The organism is Fusibacter ferrireducens (genome assembly GCF_015352425.1).
GTDB lineage: Bacteria > Bacillota > Clostridia > Peptostreptococcales > Acidaminobacteraceae > Fusibacter_A > Fusibacter_A ferrireducens.
Window position 1 is genome coordinate 264,867 of the sequence record NZ_JADKNH010000007.1, and the last position, 16,645, is coordinate 281,511.

Consider the following 16,645-nt stretch of genomic DNA (forward strand, 5'->3'; position numbering starts at 1 on the left):
TCAACTCATCACGTTCCACTTATAACCCATGCCTCTGACAGTCAAAAGCATTTGCGGCTCACCAGGATTCTGCTCTATTTTCATTCTCAATCTACGAATATACACTGCCAGTGTATTATCGTCCACATAGTTTCCTTCCCCATCCCACAGCTTATCCAAAATTTTTTCTTTGGAAAGTATGTGGTTGGGATTTTGCATAAACAGACAAAGCAATCGGTATTCCAATGTTGTTAAATCCAAAAGCTGTTCACCTTTATAGGCCTGCCCCTGTAACAATAATACCTTTATACCATTGGACTTGATCTCTGTATCCGCCTCAGCAAAATGCTTTGCCCTTCGGAGTAGAGCGTTAATCCGTGATAGGAGCACACCTAACTTAAAGGGTTTTGTGATATAATCATCGCCACCTATATCAAGCCCCTTAACGACACTTATTTCTTCATCCGATGCGGTTAAAAAGATAATGGGGACTTTGGAAACCTGGCGTACTTTTTCACATACTTCGAAACCCGAGCCATCTGGCAATGATACGTCCAAAATCAATAAATCGTATTTGTCGTCTACCCAGATGGCATGGGCTTCTTTTATCGTTCGAGCTATGTCCAAATCAAACCCCTGTCTTTTCAGTAAACATGAAAGCCCGTCAATTAAGCTTAAATCATCTTCAAGAAGTAATAGTTTATCCATTTTTCCTCCATTGTCCATCCAGCGTTAGAAAGCTAGAACAAATCCAAGACTACCTTGCCCTCTAATTATGTCGTATTTTCACTGCTGTGTGTAAGGTATACTCATATTATATTTCTAGAGATAAAATAACACAAGCATGGCACTCTATAAGCTTTTTCTAAGTTTTTCACAAAATAGAATCATTTTCCACAAATTTCTTCTCTTCCATTTCATAAGAAATGCCCATGAAGAAGTATGCATATATCAACATTTGAGCCATCTTTCGATGTCTCAAAACGATTTTCGCTGACGCTGTTTGAGGGTGAACATTCCTCAGCACAGCTTTTGGCTCAAATCTTGCATATAACAACATTTGAGCCATCTTTCGATGTCTCAAAACGATTTTCGCTGACGCTGTTTGAGGGTGAACATTCCTCAGCACAGCTTTTGGCTCAAATCTTGTTGTTTTAACTAAAAAATCGACTGGTCAAGAACCAGTCGATTTATATCTTAAAACGCCAAATCGCCAAATCATCAAACTTGGAATCAAAAACAAAAGACCATAGAGTGGCGCAAATGCATATATTATGGAAACTTGATGTGTTTGGTCCATTAAAAACTGCATGGGCACATAATTCACCATGCCAAAGGGAATGATCAAGGTAAAGAAAATTCTAAACCCCTTTGCATAAATCGTCAATGGATATTGTGTCATTTCTCGTCCACCATCTGTGAAAATATTGGCGATTTCAAGACCTTGAACTGTCCAAAAGCACATACTGGCAAAGATGATGAATAAACCTGACATGATGGCAATTCCGCCTATGATCATAAAAAAGACAGTCATGCCTTTTAGGAAAGTCCACTGAATCTCAATATGAGTAAGTGCAAGACTCAATACAAAGAGCCCTTGAAGTATCCGGGCTATTCTCGTAAAATCAATTTTCGATCCGAGCACTTGAAGGACCGTACTTCTGGGCCTCACTAAAATTCGATCAAATTCACCATTGACGACAAGCGTTGAAAAGCCATCAAATCCTCTGAAGAACATCTCACTTATGGCAAATGAGAGATGAATCACACCAAACAGTAGTGCCACTTCATAGAAGTCCCACCCCTCTAAATTCCCAAATTGATCAAAGAGCAAGAACATAGCAAAAAATATGGAAAAGGGTACAAAGAACTGTCCAATGCAGAGCAAAATAAACGATTTTTTATAGACCATCTCTGACCTAAATAGAACCTGAATATATTTGAAATAGATTCTCATCCTAACCTCCCTGAACCACAAGCTGATTGAGTACACGGTTCATCAAAAATCGGCCCACTGCAATAAGGCTAATCATCCAGAAGCACTGCATCAGAAGACCTTGAAAAGCTTCTGCATGACCAATATTGCCTGTGAAGATTCTAAAGGGCAAATCCCCTGTATACCTGAAAGGCAATAAGTAGACAAAATTCCTGAGCCATTCTGGCATTAACGGAATCGGAATGACTAGTCCTGCAAAGAATTCGCCTATAACAGCAAAGATGAGCACGGACCCCCTTGGTGATAAGGTCACAAAGACAGAGATGTAAATGAACATGGATATGGCTACCGTAATGGCAACCCCTAAAGTTAAAGTCACCACAAACAACGCAAATGTCAACATATCCGAAGGTATTACAAACCTATAAGGCTTGGGCAATAAAAGCGCCACCAACAAAATCGGCAGGCATCTCATGAGCGCACCGCTCATCCGATGTGCTAATAGTTTAAAATACCAGAAGTAATAAGTCTCCACTGGTCTTAAGAGTTCATAGGCCACATTCCCTGACCTAATCATTTCAAAGAGCGTATTGTCTCTAATCCAGAGCATAATTAAAACCAAAAATGCTTGTTGCAACCAAATATAAGTGGTGAGCTCTGCCATCGTCATAGCAGGTCTAAACACGCTACTCCTATAAAAAGCTTCAAATATCATGATATTGATCATCCCCCAAAAGAACTGGGTCATCACACCTGCAAGTGCGGCTGCTCGATATTGCATTTCAAGCATGAGTCTCATCCTGAACAGGGCTATATAGGCTCTCATATCTGATGGTCCTGATAAAGCCTTATTACAATATCCTCAATGGCTTCATTTTCAATAGTCACATCTTTTAGGCTCAGTTGATCCGTCAGATCCGAAACGACATGTGCAATGGAACGCTCTGACGTATCCACTTTTAAAATGGTGCGTTCCCTGCCTTGACTGATAAGCGTCACACCTTCAATCTGCACTTCACCTTTGTAATCATGGTGATCCACAGTGATGGTCTTAGATTTAATGTAGGTTCTCTTTAAAGATTCCAAGCTACCATCATAGAGAATTTCTCCTTTTCCAATCATCATGATCCGCGATGCCAGCGCTTCGATATCACTCATATCGTGCGTGGTGAGTATCACAGTGACGCCGCGTTTGGCGTTGATGTGTCGAATAAATTGCCTCACTGCAATCTTGGAAACTGCATCCAGCCCAATCGTGGGCTCATCCAAGAAAAGAATCTCTGGTTCATGTAAAAGTGCCGCTGCAATTTCACATCTCATCCGCTGTCCTAAACTCAACTGCCTCACAGGATGGTCTAAAAACGATCTAAGTTCAAGTGCATCACAAAGTTCGTTAAAAGAGCGTTCATATTGTGCGTTTGTCATGTCATAGATCTCTTTTAAGAGTTCAAAGGAATCCATAACTGGGACGTCCCACCAAAGCTGAGACCGCTGTCCAAAGACGACACCGATCTTACCAACATAGGCCTTTCTGTCCTGCCAAGGTACCTGTCCTCCAATCTGACATTTGCCGTCATCCGGTACGAGAATACCACTCATTATTTTGATCGTTGTGGATTTCCCAGCGCCATTGGGACCTATATAGCCAACGATTTCTCCAGGGTTTATCTTAAAAGAGATGCCTTTTAGTGCCTGTACGACCTCATACTCTCTTTTAAACAGCGCTTTTATCGCTCCACCGACGCCTTTCGAACGCACTGGGATGCGATAGGTCTTTGAAATACCTTCAAGTTCTATCATAATCACCCTCCTTTATGAAGTTTTTGAAGCATTTCATCGTATCAAACCTAAATAAAGATGTCAAGCACATTTCCTCTACAATGTGATGACATCTTTATGACACTTTTACGATTTACACTACTTCCAAAGCATTCGAATCTTTACGCATTCTTCACCGTTGCTATTTTGAATAATTTGTCTGGTTTCTTTCTCCTCTAAATCTGTCAAAACGCGAATGACATCATTTATAAAAATTTCCTTCCTATAATAGACCTGTAACCGCTTTGGAGAATTTTGTGCAATAAAATCATAGGGCAAACTATCAATGGTCCATCTAAGATATGAAACATTATTCACATGTTGATTGATATCAATATCTGAAAAACAACTTCTAAAGGGCATAAACCCTTTTCTATCAATCTTAAAATCCATGTTTTCAAGTTTTGGGGGTTTATCCGCATTTTCTTGCACACCAAAAATGGCATAGAGTGATTTTGGAATCACCATTTGCTTGCGACTTTCATAGTTGATGTAAGCCCACTTACTGACAGCAGTTACGACGACGGTCCCCTCTGCATCTTCTATTTCATAGGCTCTATAAGCTATAAATTTTCTAAAATAAGTTGGTTTGGTTTTTACAGTTAAAGTCTGAACTTTCGTAATAGGCGCAATAAACTGAACATCCCATTCAACGATTACCCAAACGGCATTATCATCATTCTCTCCCACCACTGAATTGTAATGGCAGGTGGAAATATCTTGTAGAAAATTAAGTAAAGTGACGGTCTTAACATGTTGATGTGCGTTAAAATCAAAATTATGTAGCTCATACGCTTTCTCGTAATAAGAATTCATGATATGGTCCTTTCTGCTTTCCTCATTTGACGATACCTCCATTATACCATTTTTGGCCTCTGGACAAAAAATCATTTGTAAACTTTTCCTTAACAATATGTACTATGCCACTTGAAAAGAAATGCTTTATGTGGTATCATCACTATCGAGGTAACTCAGTGATCATTTCAGAATTAAATAGCACTTTTTAATTTGGTCCTGTGAGGCTAAAAAGAGAAGATTCATGTCTTCTCCCACTCATTTTTAAAAAAGGGGAGGTTTTTTATGTCAACAAATAGTTATGCGGCATCACCAAGTACACTGTCTGATCCCAAGAATTTTATCTTAGGACTTCAGCATCTTATCGCCATGTTTGGCGCTACAGTCCTCGTTCCAATCTTAACGGGATTTAATCCATCTGTTGCTTTATTCACAGCTGGTTGCGGCACTTTGATCTTCCACGCATGTACCAGTGGCAAAGTACCTGTATTTTTAGGCTCTTCATTTGCATTTATTCCATTAATTCTACAAATTAAAGAACTTTATCAAGGTGATCTAGCATATGCCCAAGGTGGGATAATCGTTGCTGGATTTATTTATGTGCTTTTATCATTTTTCGTCAAAGCAGTTGGTGTGGATCATATTAAAGCCTTTTTACCAGCTCATGTGGTGGGCCCAATGATCATTGTAATTGGTCTAAATTTAGTGCCTACAGCATTCGGTATGGCCAAGGCAAACTTTTTGCTTGCCGGTGTTACACTTGCAACTGCATTGATTATTACTTTCCTCGGAAAAGGATTTTTAAAACAGTTATCGATCCTAATCGCAGTAGTCGTCGGTTATACGCTTTCACTTGCCATGCATGCTGTGGACTTTACAAGTATTCAACAAGCTTCGCTTTTGGGACTTCCAGCTTTTACGCTTCCAAAGTTTAGTTTAGAGGCCATTTTAATCATGGCACCTGTTGTCCTTGCAGTTTTTATGGAGCACGTTGGTGATATCACAACAAACGGCACGGTTGTCGGTAAAAACTTTATTGAAAATCCAGGTCTTCACAGAACCTTACTAGGTGATGGTATTGCAACCATGTTTGCAGGACTCCTCGGTGGTCCCGCTAATACAACCTATGGTGAAAACACCGGGGTACTTGCAATCACTAAAAATTATAATCCCGCTATTTTACGCATTGCCGCAGTGTTTGCCATCGTCTTAAGCCTTGTTGGAAAACTAGGTGGCGTACTGGGTTCCATACCGACAGCCGTAATGGGCGGTATCAGTTTAATGCTCTTCTCTATGATTGCTTTAATCGGCGTCCGAACCATTAAAAACCAAAACGTTGTTTTCAATGTTAAAAATATCCTGATTATGCTCTTGATTCTCTTTGTTGGTCTTGCACCTTCATATGTCCCTTCATTGGCACTTCAAATCTCTATTCCAAACTCAGAAGTTGCTTTGAAAGGCCTTAGCTTAGCAGCGCTCTTAGGAGTTATTGTCAACGGGGTTTGGACGAAACTAGAGAAATAGTAACTTGAATTATCACATGATGCTTAAAATCTTGAAGATGTCTACTGATTTGATATAAAATCAAATTTGTAGGCATCTTTTTTTAATAATTGATGGATTCTTTTTTTTTTGGGCATAAATAAGATAATCGAAACTAGACTGTACACTGGAGGTTCTTATGCCTAAACACCTAATTGAAAACAATCCCTCTTTGCTTTGGCTTAAAAACATTGGGATGGATTTTATAAAATTATCTTACCACTATCAAGACCCCTTTATCATTTTAAGAGATCAAGAAATTTTATTTTCCAATTTAAGTGCGGAATCGCTTTTTAAAACCTCACTTATACATAAAAAGATCGATATGATCACTGATAAAAGGCATCCTTATCCTTCCTATTTTGATTACTTGAATGATCATAAAATTGACAACACCACTCTTAATGAACCCGTTCGTTTTAAGTGGCTTCATAAAGATGTCCATGAAAATCATTTCCAGGCGGAGATAGTGCTTTTCATGTTAAAAAAAGATCTATACAACAATTACTATGGCGCCTTTATTTTAGATCTGAGCCGTCTTGCCAAGCCATTGGCAGCAACCTCCGATGCGCTCTATAATTTACTTACTAATGCACGAGATGCCACGCTCATTATCGATCCCAAAACCGGATATATCCTTCATGCCAACCAATTTGCACTGAACTTTTATGGCTACTCTGATTTGCAAATGCAAAAAATGAAAATCTCCGATATCAATTTATTGACCCCTGAAGCCATCCAAAAGGAAATGACCAAGGCTTCAGAAGAATCCAGAAATCATTTCAATTTTCAGCACCGCCTTGCCAACAATGATATTTGGAATGTAAAGGTTATCAGCGGCCCCTTTGAATACAACAACAAGAAATTATTGTTTTCATCCATTGAGCCTGTCAGCAAGTTGTCAGAAACGTCATTAAAAGATGACGATTATTTGCTTTTATTTAATCATGCACCGATGCCCATGATCATTATGTCTGATTCTCTTCAAATCCTCAAAATCAATTCTGCATTTGAATCACATTTTAAATTTACCAACGAAGAGCTTTATCTCAAAACGGTAAATGACGCTATTGTCCCAAGTGAGTTTTCTGAAGAATCATGGTTTTTTTTAAATATGGTTTTGGAAGGTAATACCATTGAATACGATGTGGTCAGACAAAATAGAGATCATGTGAAAAAATCATATCACATGACCGCTTATCCACTTGCTCAGGATGATCAAGTGGTCCATAAATTTGTCGCCATCTACGAAGAGATTACAGAAGATCTTAAACAGAAGCATTTATATGACCTCTTTTTAAAAACATTTGATCACATAAAGGAAGGGGTTATCATTACGAATCCAAATCACTCCATTATCTGGGCTAACAAAGCTTTTTTATCGCTTACAGAATATACGCTTGAAGAGATTAAAAATCAAACGCCTAAGATTCTAAGGTCCGGAGAGCATTCCGCCGAATTCTATGAAAACATGTGGCTTGCTGTGAATAATACTGGACATTGGTCCGGTGAGATCAGGAATAAAACTAAAAATAATAAAACGATTCTTGAATGGCTCACCATATTGGATGTACAAAACAATGTGGGACAAACAATCAATTATATTGGCGTCATTTATGACATTACCAATTATAAGGCAAATGAGGAGAAAATCATTAATTTGGCTTATTATGATCATCTCACTCATCTATTGGCGAGAGGTCGCTTTTTAGAACTGGCTGAAAAGACCATAGAATCTGCTAAATCAACTCACCAACGGTTATGCCTCTATTACTTTGATGTGGACTTCTTCAAGCAGATAAACGATGACTATGGTCATGCCATAGGAGACCTAGCTCTTGTCAAAATTTCTCTTATTTTAAAAACAATTTTTGATCAGGAAGAAATGATCTCCAGAATTGGCGGCGATGAATTTGTAGTGCTCTCACACTGTAACGGTAAAAACCTTAAAGAAGTTCATGCCAATCTCCAAAAAATTGAGGACGCCTTTAGGGCTCCACTGTATCTTAATGAGGAAATTAAATTAACGCTTTCTGTATCCGTTGGATATGCCATTTTTCCCAAAGAGGGCACTACATTTGATACACTGTTACATGTTGCCGATGATAAAATGTACCAGTTAAAGGCTACACGTCACTATTCTTAAATCCCTCTGTTGAATAAATGCCTTAATTCGTATAAAATAAATATTGTTATAATCCAATGGAGGAATAAAATGGCCAAAATACTCATATTAACAGCATCCACTGGTGGTGGTCACGATAAAGCTGCTGAAAATTTAAAAATTCTACTTGAACAGAACGGCATCACTGTTCAGGTGAGTAATTTCATGAAAGAAATTAATCGTTCTCTAGACTATTTGGTTGTTAACAGTTATAAGCAAATGTCTCTAAAATCTCCAAGGACTTTTGGACATTTGTACTATATAAGCAATCGTAAACTCGTCAACAACCGAGTGACTAACGCTTTTAATATCGTTGGGAAAACACGTCTTTTGAATCATATCAACGTGTTTAGTCCCGATGTGATTATCGGTACACATCTACTTGCCAGCAATATTATTTGTAAACTCAAGGCGAATCGTCAAATTACTATGCCCTATATTTCGGTGGTCACTGATTTTAATGCTCATAGAAGTTATATCAATCCAGAAGTGAGCGCTTATATTGTAGGCTCTGCATTTACAAAAAATGCTTTAGTCCAAAACGGTATAAAGAGTACACAAGTTTATAATTACGGCATTCCACTTACACCTCAGTACTATAAACCATCTGAAGTCACACCTAAGAAGTTTACGCTATTGATTATGAGCGGCAGTATTGGCTTGACTTTTGCAGATGAACTCCTCGAAACCTTAAAATATTACCCAAATCCAATACACTGTAAAGTGGTTTGCGGCAATAATTTAAAATTAAAAAAATCTCTTGAAAAACGATATCAAGCAGAAATTGAGAGCGGCTTGTATGAAATCTTTGGGTTTACAAATCAGGTAGACAAACTCATGGATGTCTCCAACGTCATCATAACAAAGCCAGGAGGCTTGACGACCACCGAAGCCATCGCTAAGGGGCTCCCCCTCTTAATCCCTTTTGCAATGCCTGGGCAAGAAGAAGAAAATACAGATTTTTTACTGGGTACAGGGGCGGCTTTTAAAATTGAAAATGGTCAAAAACTCACTTTTATATTAGATCAGCTTATCCATGATCCAAGCTATTACCATCAGATCCGACAAAACGTTTCTTCACTTAAAGCTTCTTTCTCACTGGATAAAACACTGGCGCTTATTAAGAGTTTTCTCTAGAAAGCCATGCGCAATATCAAGCGGCATATAAAGAATACTATAAAGGGCACTATTTTTAGAATGCTTCTAAAATCATTCTAAAATAGTGCCCCTTCTTTGCTTGCAACCTAATAAACCGTTTCAATTTTCAGCTTTTGATATATAGTTTTCTATAGAACTATAGAAGTCTTTCAAATAGTCTTTTACAACATCGTTTTCTTCATAACCGTTATCCTCTAAAGTATTCAAATAATCAGATATGATCTGAGCCGATATAGTATCTGGATGCGCTTCTATAAATGCCTTATATTGAGCGATTTCTTCATTGACATTTGATTTAGCTTCAAAGATAATCGATGACGGGATATAGTAATACATATAGGCCTTATACATTTCAAGCACCCTTGGATATGTTCTCCCATCCTTATATTTTCTAATATGATTTTCTGCCAAAAGAATGCGGTCCACAAGTTCTTCCCTAGAAATCTCAAGCGATGATCGCGTCCCTGTATACGCCTCAGATTCTAGTGATTTTAAGTTAATATAGCTTTGGGCTTCATCACTCATAAAACTTGCATAAGGCTTAAACTTTGCATAATCAGTCACTGGGTATACAACGCCCTCATAGGGCACAAGCTTATAACCACTGGCATAAATTTCATCAATGACCATACCACTGCCGCCATCGTACTTAGCAAAGTCAAATGCACCCTTCTTAGGGTCAAAGCATTTCATCAACTCTGTTTGTATATGATCATCAACTGCAATGACTTCTACATAATAAAACTGTTTCTTAATGGATGATTCTTCAATTTTATAGAAACTTTCTGTGGCTTCCTCAGTTGTCATATTAGAAATATTTTGATCTAAGTATTTAAAATTACCAATCAAATCTTCACTGGCAATCTCTTTGTCGACGGGATCGGTTAAATCAGCTTGCAATACTGGTAGCGTAACCATCGGTGGTAATTGATGTTCTTTTTCAACTTCTTTTTGGCAGCCCACAAGAGAAATCACGAACACAATACCGATCAACCATTTTTTTTGCATATAGCCTCCAATTCTATGTCATATCCTCTATTGTACCTAATTATACCATTAAAGTTGTGTCCATTATGTGAATTTTTCATTAGATTCTAACACGATTTGACTTAATTTACCTATAACCGGTTCAATTTCTTGATCTAAGAGTCCACTATAAGAAAGGACCAATATATTACTGCCTTCATAGTCGCTAATGCCCTCAAGTTTCAATCCAATGGCCTCAGCATCTTTTACCACTTTTTCCTTATTGACCGTTGGACTAAAAGAAAGCATCACATGCAATCCAGATTCTTTCCCAATTAATTCATAATAGGGATTCTGATGTACTTTAAAGGCATCGATCAAAAGTTGATTTTTTCTGCCATATATTTTTTTTATTCTTCTGATGTGACGTTCAAAATAGCCTTCGGACATATAGTTGGCTAACGCCAATTGCTCTATTTTAGAAACCGTTTGCGAATATCTATCCTTAATAAAATTGAATTTCTGAATTAGCGTCTCAGGAAGCACCATAAAGCTAATTCTGAGAGACGGAATCAGCAGTTTGGAAAAGGAACCTACATAGATCACATTTTTGCCTTGATTTAACCCCTGCAAAGCGGGAATCGGATACCCCTCATACCTCAACAAACTGTCATAATCATCTTCAATAATAAAAGATTGATTTTTAGTTGCCCAATTGATGAGCTTAATTCTTTTCTTTATGGGCATAATCGATCCCGTAGGATACTGATGCGAAGGCGATACGTAGACAATTTTTGCAAGAGAAGCCTCAAGTTTTTTAATATTAATCCCATCGGATTCAACGGGAATCTTAATGGTTTGATACCCATAATCCTCAAAAATATACATCCCTTTTGAGAATCCAGGGTGTTCAAAGGCGATCTGCGCCTCCTCACCTCTAAATAGAGCTGCAATTAATCCAAAGAGGTATTGAATCCCAGCACCAACAATGATTTGATCAGGATGACATTTACCGCCACGTGATTGATATAGAAAATCAGATATTTCTCTTCTAAGGGCAAACTCACCTTGGACATCACCAGAAGATAAAAGGGCCTTCGTGTCATACTCCAAAACTTTATTGAGCATTTTCTTCCACTCACTAAAATTGAAAGTGGCTTCTTCCTGTTCGTCACTACTCTGAATGTCAATTGATTTTTTCGGCTCAACCATTTTGTAATTTGGAATATTCCCTTTTGCAAATTGATTATAGTCATAAATTTCAATATTGATCACATAATAACCGCTTTTATATCGACTTTCTATGTAACCTTCAACAATCAATTGATTATATGCATTTTCTACTGTGGACTTACTGATCTTAAGTGCCTCTGAGACCATTCTTATTGAAGGGAGCTTTGTACCTTCTTTTAATGTGCCCTCATGAATCTCATTTTTAATGTGCTCATATAATTGAATATACTTTGGAATTTTTGATTTTTCATCTAAGTTGATCACAAAACCAATCATATTGCCTCCATCTGTCCCTATCAATTTGTGCTAATCTGACTCTTTTGATAAACCCAATTCTATATTATATTATAATTGACTCATATATAATTACAAGTGACTTATATATAATTACAGGAAATTATTATGAATTTATATCTTTAAAGGGGGCACTATGAGAAATAATCTTAAAATTATGATTTACACGGCTCTAATGACAGCCTTTGTATTTATTACGACTTTTATCATTAAAATACCCATTCCATTTACAAATGGTTATATCCATGCTGGAGATATGTGCATATTTATCTCTGGTATTCTACTTGGCCCTTGGTACGGTGCATTTGCCGCTGGCGTTGGCTCTATGTTTGCCGACTTGCTTGGAGGATACGTTCATTGGGCTATTCCAACTCTAATTATTAAAGGCGTCATGGGCTTCATCGTTGGCTATTTTGCCAGTGAAAAGCGCAATCAAAAACATATTTTAGCAGGCACACTGAGCATCTGGTTCATTGCTTTAATCGGGTTTGTATTATCTATCAAAGGCGCCGATATCAATTTTCTAGCCTCAAATGTGGATGAATTGGCAGGGGTTGAAAATGTAGTGCTCGCCATTTCAAAACTCAACTATCAATTATTGGGGGTCGCTATTATCATTCCATTGATCACCGTTATTTTTTATCTTCTTAAAGATAAGTATGGCATCACGTTCAGCCAGCTTTCTGGAATGATCATTGCAGGACTATGGATGGTACTTGGCTATTATGTGACAGCAGGCATTATGTATGGCAGTTTCATCATTCCAATCTTTAGCTTACCTTGGAATATCATTCAATTTGTCACCGGTATCGCCCTTGGTTTCATCATCCTAGCAGGTCTTAAAAAAGCCAATGTGAGTTATGTTTCCCTACACCATTCCCATCAATAAAAAAATACTTTCAATCAAGACGATATTCATTGAGGATGTCGTCTTTTTTATACCTCTTATTGCACATTTTATTGCACATTCAGAGAGATAAAATCAGTAAATCACCCTATTTCTTTTAATGCTTATGTATTCTTAAATCATTTTTAATATGATTTTAATATTTTTACCGTATTATGAATATAGAGCAACACTTCTGTGAACGATGATGTACGTTAATGGACGTTTTATAAAAATGAATTGAAAGGAAGGCATTCTCATGAAAAAAGTTGGTTTGATCTTTACCGCATCCACTGGTGGTGGACATAATCAGGCAGCGCAGTCTTTAAAAAAACAGCTTTCGGATCACACGCTTGATTTTTATGTGATTGATACCTTTAAAGAAAACAGTAAATTCTTGGAAACCATGATTGAAGATGGCTACACTTTTTTGGCAAATTACACCCCAAAGCTCTATGGTGAAATTTATAGATTTAGCGGTTATAAATCCACAAATAAACAGCTTAAGCGATTTTTTAAAGTTATGCTCAAAAATAAAATATTAGCTTACATAAAGCATTATAACCCGAGTGTAATCATATCGACACATCCTATTTTTGTGCATATTATCGCAGAACTTAAAAGAGAAGGCCTGACCAATGCCCCTTGTCTATCCGTTGTCACCGATTTGGGTGTACATCGATTTTATGTCCATGATTCGATTGATGCCTATATCACAGGCTCGAAAGTAACCAATGATCAACTGCAGGCGCTTGGTATTTCACAAGAAAAAATTTACGACTACGGTATTCCTGTCAAAGAGGAATTTTACATGAACTCATCTGTTCGCCGAGAGGACTTTTCACCTTTCACCATTCTACTCATGGGAGGCAGTATGGGCAGCAGAAAATTGTATAAAATATTGGAAATGCTGCTTAAAGTTCGAAATAACATCCTCATTCAAGTGGTATGTGGCAACAACAAAACCGTGAAACACGCTATTGAATCGCATTTTCAGGATTTGCCTGCCAATATTTCATTGGAAACTTATGGCTTCATCAGCAATGTAGATGAATTGATGGATCGAGCAGATTTACTGATTAGCAAGCCCGGTGGCCTCACTTTAACTGAAGCCATTAATAAAACACTTCCCATAGTCATTCCTTTTTACATTCATGGTCAAGAGGCCGAAAACACAGAGATATTGGCATCCGAGGGGCTTGCAGTATATGTTGAAAACCTTCATACGCTACCCATTACAATTGAATCTTTTGTCAATGAGCCGGAACGCCTTATGGTCATTAAAAATAAAATGAAAGCAATGTCATCCAATTACTCTGTAGCGAAGATCGGAGATTTATGTCATGAGCTCATGGCATAGTGAGATTCACAAAGTCGTTACTGTAGGAAGGTCGTTGTAAAACGGCCTTTTTTTTGATATATTTAATAAAAGGTTAGAGGGGCAAAAGTCAGTTTCGCATTAACCCTAACCATGAAAAGCACACGGAGGCTTTATGGAAAAAATTCTTATTGTAGAAGATGAAAAAAAGATTGCTCGAATAGTTGAATTACAATTAAAATACGCTGGTTATGAAACAGACTTGGCACAAGATGGTGCTGAGGCGATTGACAAGTGTCTCAAAAATAATTACGATCTCATTTTAATGGACTTAATGATGCCTAAAGTGGATGGTTTAACAGCTTGTAAAGAAATAAAAAAACACGATCCCAACAATAAAATTATCATGCTCACAGCAAAAGACGACATTCAAGATGTCATTACAGGCTTAGACAGCGGTGCAGATGATTATGTGACGAAGCCATTTATATTTGATGAATTGCTGGCCCGTATTAGAGCCAATATGCGCAAAACAGCTTCTGTAGTCGCACCGCTTTCTGAAGAAATTCTTCAATTTGAAGACCTATTCATAAATACAGTAACTTACGAAGTTTCAAGAAAAGAAGATCCTATTGAACTCTCAAAGACGGAATTTGATCTCTTAAAACATCTTGTCATCAATAAAGGCATCGTACTTACAAGGGAACAAATACTCAACAAAGTTTGGGGATATGACTATTATGGCAGTCTCAATATTGTAGATGTCTATATCAAATATCTCCGCGATAAAATTGATCGCAATTACGATCGAAAAATAATCCAAACGGTAAGGGGTCGTGGCTACGTTGTCAAATAAACAAAATTTCTTTAAAAGACAATATCATAAACTCTATGATCCGTTTAGAAAGCTCAAATTAACCACGAGAATCACAGTCTTCAATGTGATTCTCTTTGCCATTTTAATCTTGTTTGTCTTTCTATTTGTAACCGTGCTTACAAGACAATTTCTCTTTTATAAAAACAAAGATGAACTCATCTCAAAAAAAACACAAATTGAAGACTTTATAAACGAGGATGCGGATATACTCTATCAAACCCCTGATAATCAAAGAGTGCCTTATCTCTATGAACGCTTAAAAAAACTGTATCTTTTTGAAAACTATAAGTTTGTGGTTTTGGTTTCTGACAATGCCAATCGAACTTCTTATCTTCTGAATAAAAGTTACTACGATCGATTTGTTACAGGTACTGAATATACAGATACAAGCAACCTCTCCACAGTTTTAAAAGTTGAAACGTCAACTGACGGTACTTTTTTGGACTTAAAAATATATGACAATCAAGCGAGTGATGGTCAATCCATTATTGGCTCACTTCAAATCCCCTTTTCTTTAGATCAGACTACCTCTGATGTTTTTATCACAAAGATTTTGGGAACTGACGTCATGCACACCACGTCCAATATCGTCTTTCTGGATGGCAAAAAGGTCTATATAACACTCTTTTTAACTTCAACGCTTGACGAAGATTATCTCATGAGTTTAAATTCAGCCTTATTTGTCTCTTCAATCATAGGGATTCTCCTGCTCTCTATTTTTGGAAGGTACTTTACAAGGCGTGCCCTGAGACCACTTGTCAATCTATCTTACACTGCTCAAAACATTAATAATGAAAATCTAGACTATCGCATTCCATCCATTGGCACAAATGATGAGGTAGATACCCTTATTAAAAGTTTAAATTTCATGCTTCAAAACCTTGAAAAATCGTTTGATTATCAGAAGCGTTTCGTGTCTGATGCTTCTCATGAGCTCAGAATTCCGCTTACAATTATTCTCGGCTATGTCGATCTGTTAAAAACCATGGGCTATGATGAAAGAGAGCTTCTTGATGAGTCCATTGAATCGATTGAATCCGAAGCGAAGAACATGAAAAATTTAGTGGAAAAACTACTGTTGCTCGCCAGAGTCGAAAATAGGACATTTGAAGTCAACTTTGATCGTATTTCTGTTAAAGAGATTTCAGATAAACTGATCCATGAATGTAGAATCATCTATGAAGATTATACATTTGATTCTGAACTCAATTACACAGGGGATATCATTGTTGACAAAGAACTGATCGTTCAAATTTTTAGGGCGCTTGTGGATAATGCGGTTAAGTACACAGAACCTCCTGGGACCATCACCGTCACTTCAAGAGAACTTCGTAAGTACTATGAAATCGCCATTCAAGACACTGGGCGCGGCATTCCAGCAGAAAATATTCCCAATCTGACGAACCGATTTTTTAGAGTGGATGAAGACCGAAATCGCAAAACAGGTGGTGTCGGCCTTGGCCTAGCCATTGTCGAAAGCTTAATGAAAGTTCAAGGGGGTCGAATTCAAATTGAAAGCCAAGAGCATGTGGGAACGAAAATATCTCTATTGTTTCCAAAGGATCAATTTATGAAATAGCAACATTAAACAACATTTGAGCCATCTTCCGATGTCTCAAAACGATTTTCCTTGGCGCTGTTTGAGGTTGAACATCCCTCAGCACAGCTTTTGGCTCAAA

General features: G+C 37.5%; 15 protein-coding genes. 7 read left to right on the forward strand and 8 right to left on the reverse strand.

What is annotated here, in order from left to right:
• From ISU02_RS13205 to ISU02_RS13230, 6 genes are all read right to left on the reverse strand, one after another.
• On the reverse strand, positions 1 to 687 hold the full coding sequence (locus tag ISU02_RS13205) for a response regulator transcription factor (protein WP_194702304.1): 687 nt from the start codon (positions 685 to 687) through the stop codon (positions 1 to 3).
• A 166-nt stretch (positions 688 to 853) separates the two neighbouring features.
• Positions 854 to 1,048 carry a hypothetical protein gene (locus tag ISU02_RS13210; RefSeq protein ID WP_207736302.1) on the reverse strand — a complete coding sequence of 65 codons (195 nt, stop codon included), beginning with the start codon at positions 1,046 to 1,048 and terminating at the stop codon, positions 854 to 856.
• Positions 1,049 to 1,153: 105 nt separating this feature from the next.
• A complete protein-coding gene (locus ISU02_RS13215) occupies positions 1,154 to 1,936 on the reverse strand; it encodes an ABC transporter permease (RefSeq protein ID WP_194702306.1) in 783 nt (260 codons plus the stop codon).
• A 1-nt stretch (position 1,937) separates the two neighbouring features.
• A complete protein-coding gene (locus tag ISU02_RS13220) occupies positions 1,938 to 2,705 on the reverse strand; it encodes an ABC transporter permease (RefSeq protein WP_228727815.1) in 768 nt (255 codons plus the stop codon).
• Positions 2,706 to 2,737: 32 nt separating this feature from the next.
• Entirely contained in the window at positions 2,738 to 3,715 is a 978-nt protein-coding gene (locus ISU02_RS13225) for an ABC transporter ATP-binding protein (protein WP_194702308.1), read from the reverse strand.
• A gap of 117 nt (positions 3,716 to 3,832) precedes the next feature.
• The gene (locus ISU02_RS13230) at positions 3,833 to 4,549 is read right to left on the reverse strand and encodes an acyl-[acyl-carrier-protein] thioesterase (RefSeq protein WP_194702309.1); all 717 of its coding nucleotides are present in this window, start codon (positions 4,547 to 4,549) and stop codon (positions 3,833 to 3,835) included.
• 264 nt (positions 4,550 to 4,813) lie between these two features.
• On the opposite strand from ISU02_RS13230, the gene ISU02_RS13235 reads away from it, so the two are divergent.
• The 3 genes from ISU02_RS13235 (at position 4,814) to ISU02_RS13245 (ending at position 9,371) form a co-directional block, all read left to right on the forward strand.
• Positions 4,814 to 6,052, forward strand: coding sequence for a uracil-xanthine permease family protein (locus ISU02_RS13235; RefSeq protein ID WP_194702310.1), 1,239 nt, complete (start codon positions 4,814 to 4,816; stop codon positions 6,050 to 6,052).
• 157 nt (positions 6,053 to 6,209) lie between these two features.
• The gene (locus ISU02_RS13240) at positions 6,210 to 8,216 is read left to right on the forward strand and encodes a diguanylate cyclase domain-containing protein (protein ID WP_194702311.1); all 2,007 of its coding nucleotides are present in this window, start codon (positions 6,210 to 6,212) and stop codon (positions 8,214 to 8,216) included.
• A 69-nt stretch (positions 8,217 to 8,285) separates the two neighbouring features.
• Positions 8,286 to 9,371, forward strand: coding sequence for an MGDG synthase family glycosyltransferase (locus ISU02_RS13245; protein ID WP_194702312.1), 1,086 nt, complete (start codon positions 8,286 to 8,288; stop codon positions 9,369 to 9,371).
• Positions 9,372 to 9,491: 120 nt separating this feature from the next.
• On the opposite strand, the gene ISU02_RS13250 is transcribed toward ISU02_RS13245, so the two are convergent.
• Complete coding sequence (locus ISU02_RS13250) at positions 9,492 to 10,400, reverse strand: hypothetical protein (protein ID WP_194702313.1); 909 nt, start codon at positions 10,398 to 10,400, stop codon at positions 9,492 to 9,494.
• 63 nt (positions 10,401 to 10,463) lie between these two features.
• On the reverse strand, positions 10,464 to 11,867 hold the full coding sequence (gene pdxR, locus ISU02_RS13255; RefSeq protein ID WP_194702314.1) for a MocR-like pyridoxine biosynthesis transcription factor PdxR: 1,404 nt from the start codon (positions 11,865 to 11,867) through the stop codon (positions 10,464 to 10,466).
• A gap of 136 nt (positions 11,868 to 12,003) precedes the next feature.
• Between pdxR and ISU02_RS13260 the strand changes: the two genes are divergently transcribed.
• The 4 genes from ISU02_RS13260 to ISU02_RS13275 all read left to right on the forward strand — a co-directional run bounded on the left by ISU02_RS13260 (position 12,004) and on the right by ISU02_RS13275 (position 16,545).
• Positions 12,004 to 12,774 (forward strand): ECF transporter S component, encoded by a 771-nt coding sequence (locus ISU02_RS13260; RefSeq protein ID WP_407646441.1) that lies wholly within the window; start codon positions 12,004 to 12,006, stop codon positions 12,772 to 12,774.
• Positions 12,775 to 13,030: 256 nt separating this feature from the next.
• Positions 13,031 to 14,131: an MGDG synthase family glycosyltransferase gene (locus tag ISU02_RS13265; RefSeq protein ID WP_194702316.1), complete on the forward strand. Its 1,101-nt coding sequence runs from the start codon at positions 13,031 to 13,033 to the stop codon at positions 14,129 to 14,131.
• A gap of 133 nt (positions 14,132 to 14,264) precedes the next feature.
• Complete coding sequence (locus ISU02_RS13270; RefSeq protein WP_194702317.1) at positions 14,265 to 14,945, forward strand: response regulator transcription factor; 681 nt, start codon at positions 14,265 to 14,267, stop codon at positions 14,943 to 14,945.
• Entirely contained in the window at positions 14,935 to 16,545 is a 1,611-nt protein-coding gene (locus ISU02_RS13275) for a sensor histidine kinase (protein ID WP_207736304.1), read from the forward strand. The genes ISU02_RS13270 and ISU02_RS13275 overlap by 11 nt, the downstream gene beginning before the upstream one ends.
• The last annotated feature ends 100 nt before the right edge of the window (positions 16,546 to 16,645 follow it).

What these genes read in the sequence shown, in the direction of transcription:
- ISU02_RS13205 (WP_194702304.1), bottom strand. Translation starts at nt 687, where the DNA reads ATGGATAAACTATTACTTCTTGAAGATGATTTAAGCTTAATTGACGGG.
- ISU02_RS13210 (WP_207736302.1), bottom strand. Translation starts at nt 1,048, where the DNA reads ATGGCTCAAATGTTGTTATATGCAAGATTTGAGCCAAAAGCTGTGCTG.
- ISU02_RS13215 (WP_194702306.1), bottom strand. Translation starts at nt 1,936, where the DNA reads ATGAGAATCTATTTCAAATATATTCAGGTTCTATTTAGGTCAGAGATG.
- ISU02_RS13220 (WP_228727815.1), bottom strand. Translation starts at nt 2,705, where the DNA reads ATGCTTGAAATGCAATATCGAGCAGCCGCACTTGCAGGTGTGATGACC.
- ISU02_RS13225 (WP_194702308.1), bottom strand. Translation starts at nt 3,715, where the DNA reads ATGATAGAACTTGAAGGTATTTCAAAGACCTATCGCATCCCAGTGCGT.
- ISU02_RS13230 (WP_194702309.1), bottom strand. Translation starts at nt 4,549, where the DNA reads ATGAATTCTTATTACGAGAAAGCGTATGAGCTACATAATTTTGATTTT.
- ISU02_RS13235 (WP_194702310.1), top strand. Translation starts at nt 4,814, where the DNA reads ATGTCAACAAATAGTTATGCGGCATCACCAAGTACACTGTCTGATCCC.
- ISU02_RS13240 (WP_194702311.1), top strand. Translation starts at nt 6,210, where the DNA reads ATGCCTAAACACCTAATTGAAAACAATCCCTCTTTGCTTTGGCTTAAA.
- ISU02_RS13245 (WP_194702312.1), top strand. Translation starts at nt 8,286, where the DNA reads ATGGCCAAAATACTCATATTAACAGCATCCACTGGTGGTGGTCACGAT.
- ISU02_RS13250 (WP_194702313.1), bottom strand. Translation starts at nt 10,400, where the DNA reads ATGCAAAAAAAATGGTTGATCGGTATTGTGTTCGTGATTTCTCTTGTG.
- pdxR (WP_194702314.1), bottom strand. Translation starts at nt 11,867, where the DNA reads ATGATTGGTTTTGTGATCAACTTAGATGAAAAATCAAAAATTCCAAAG.
- ISU02_RS13265 (WP_194702316.1), top strand. Translation starts at nt 13,031, where the DNA reads ATGAAAAAAGTTGGTTTGATCTTTACCGCATCCACTGGTGGTGGACAT.
- ISU02_RS13270 (WP_194702317.1), top strand. Translation starts at nt 14,265, where the DNA reads ATGGAAAAAATTCTTATTGTAGAAGATGAAAAAAAGATTGCTCGAATA.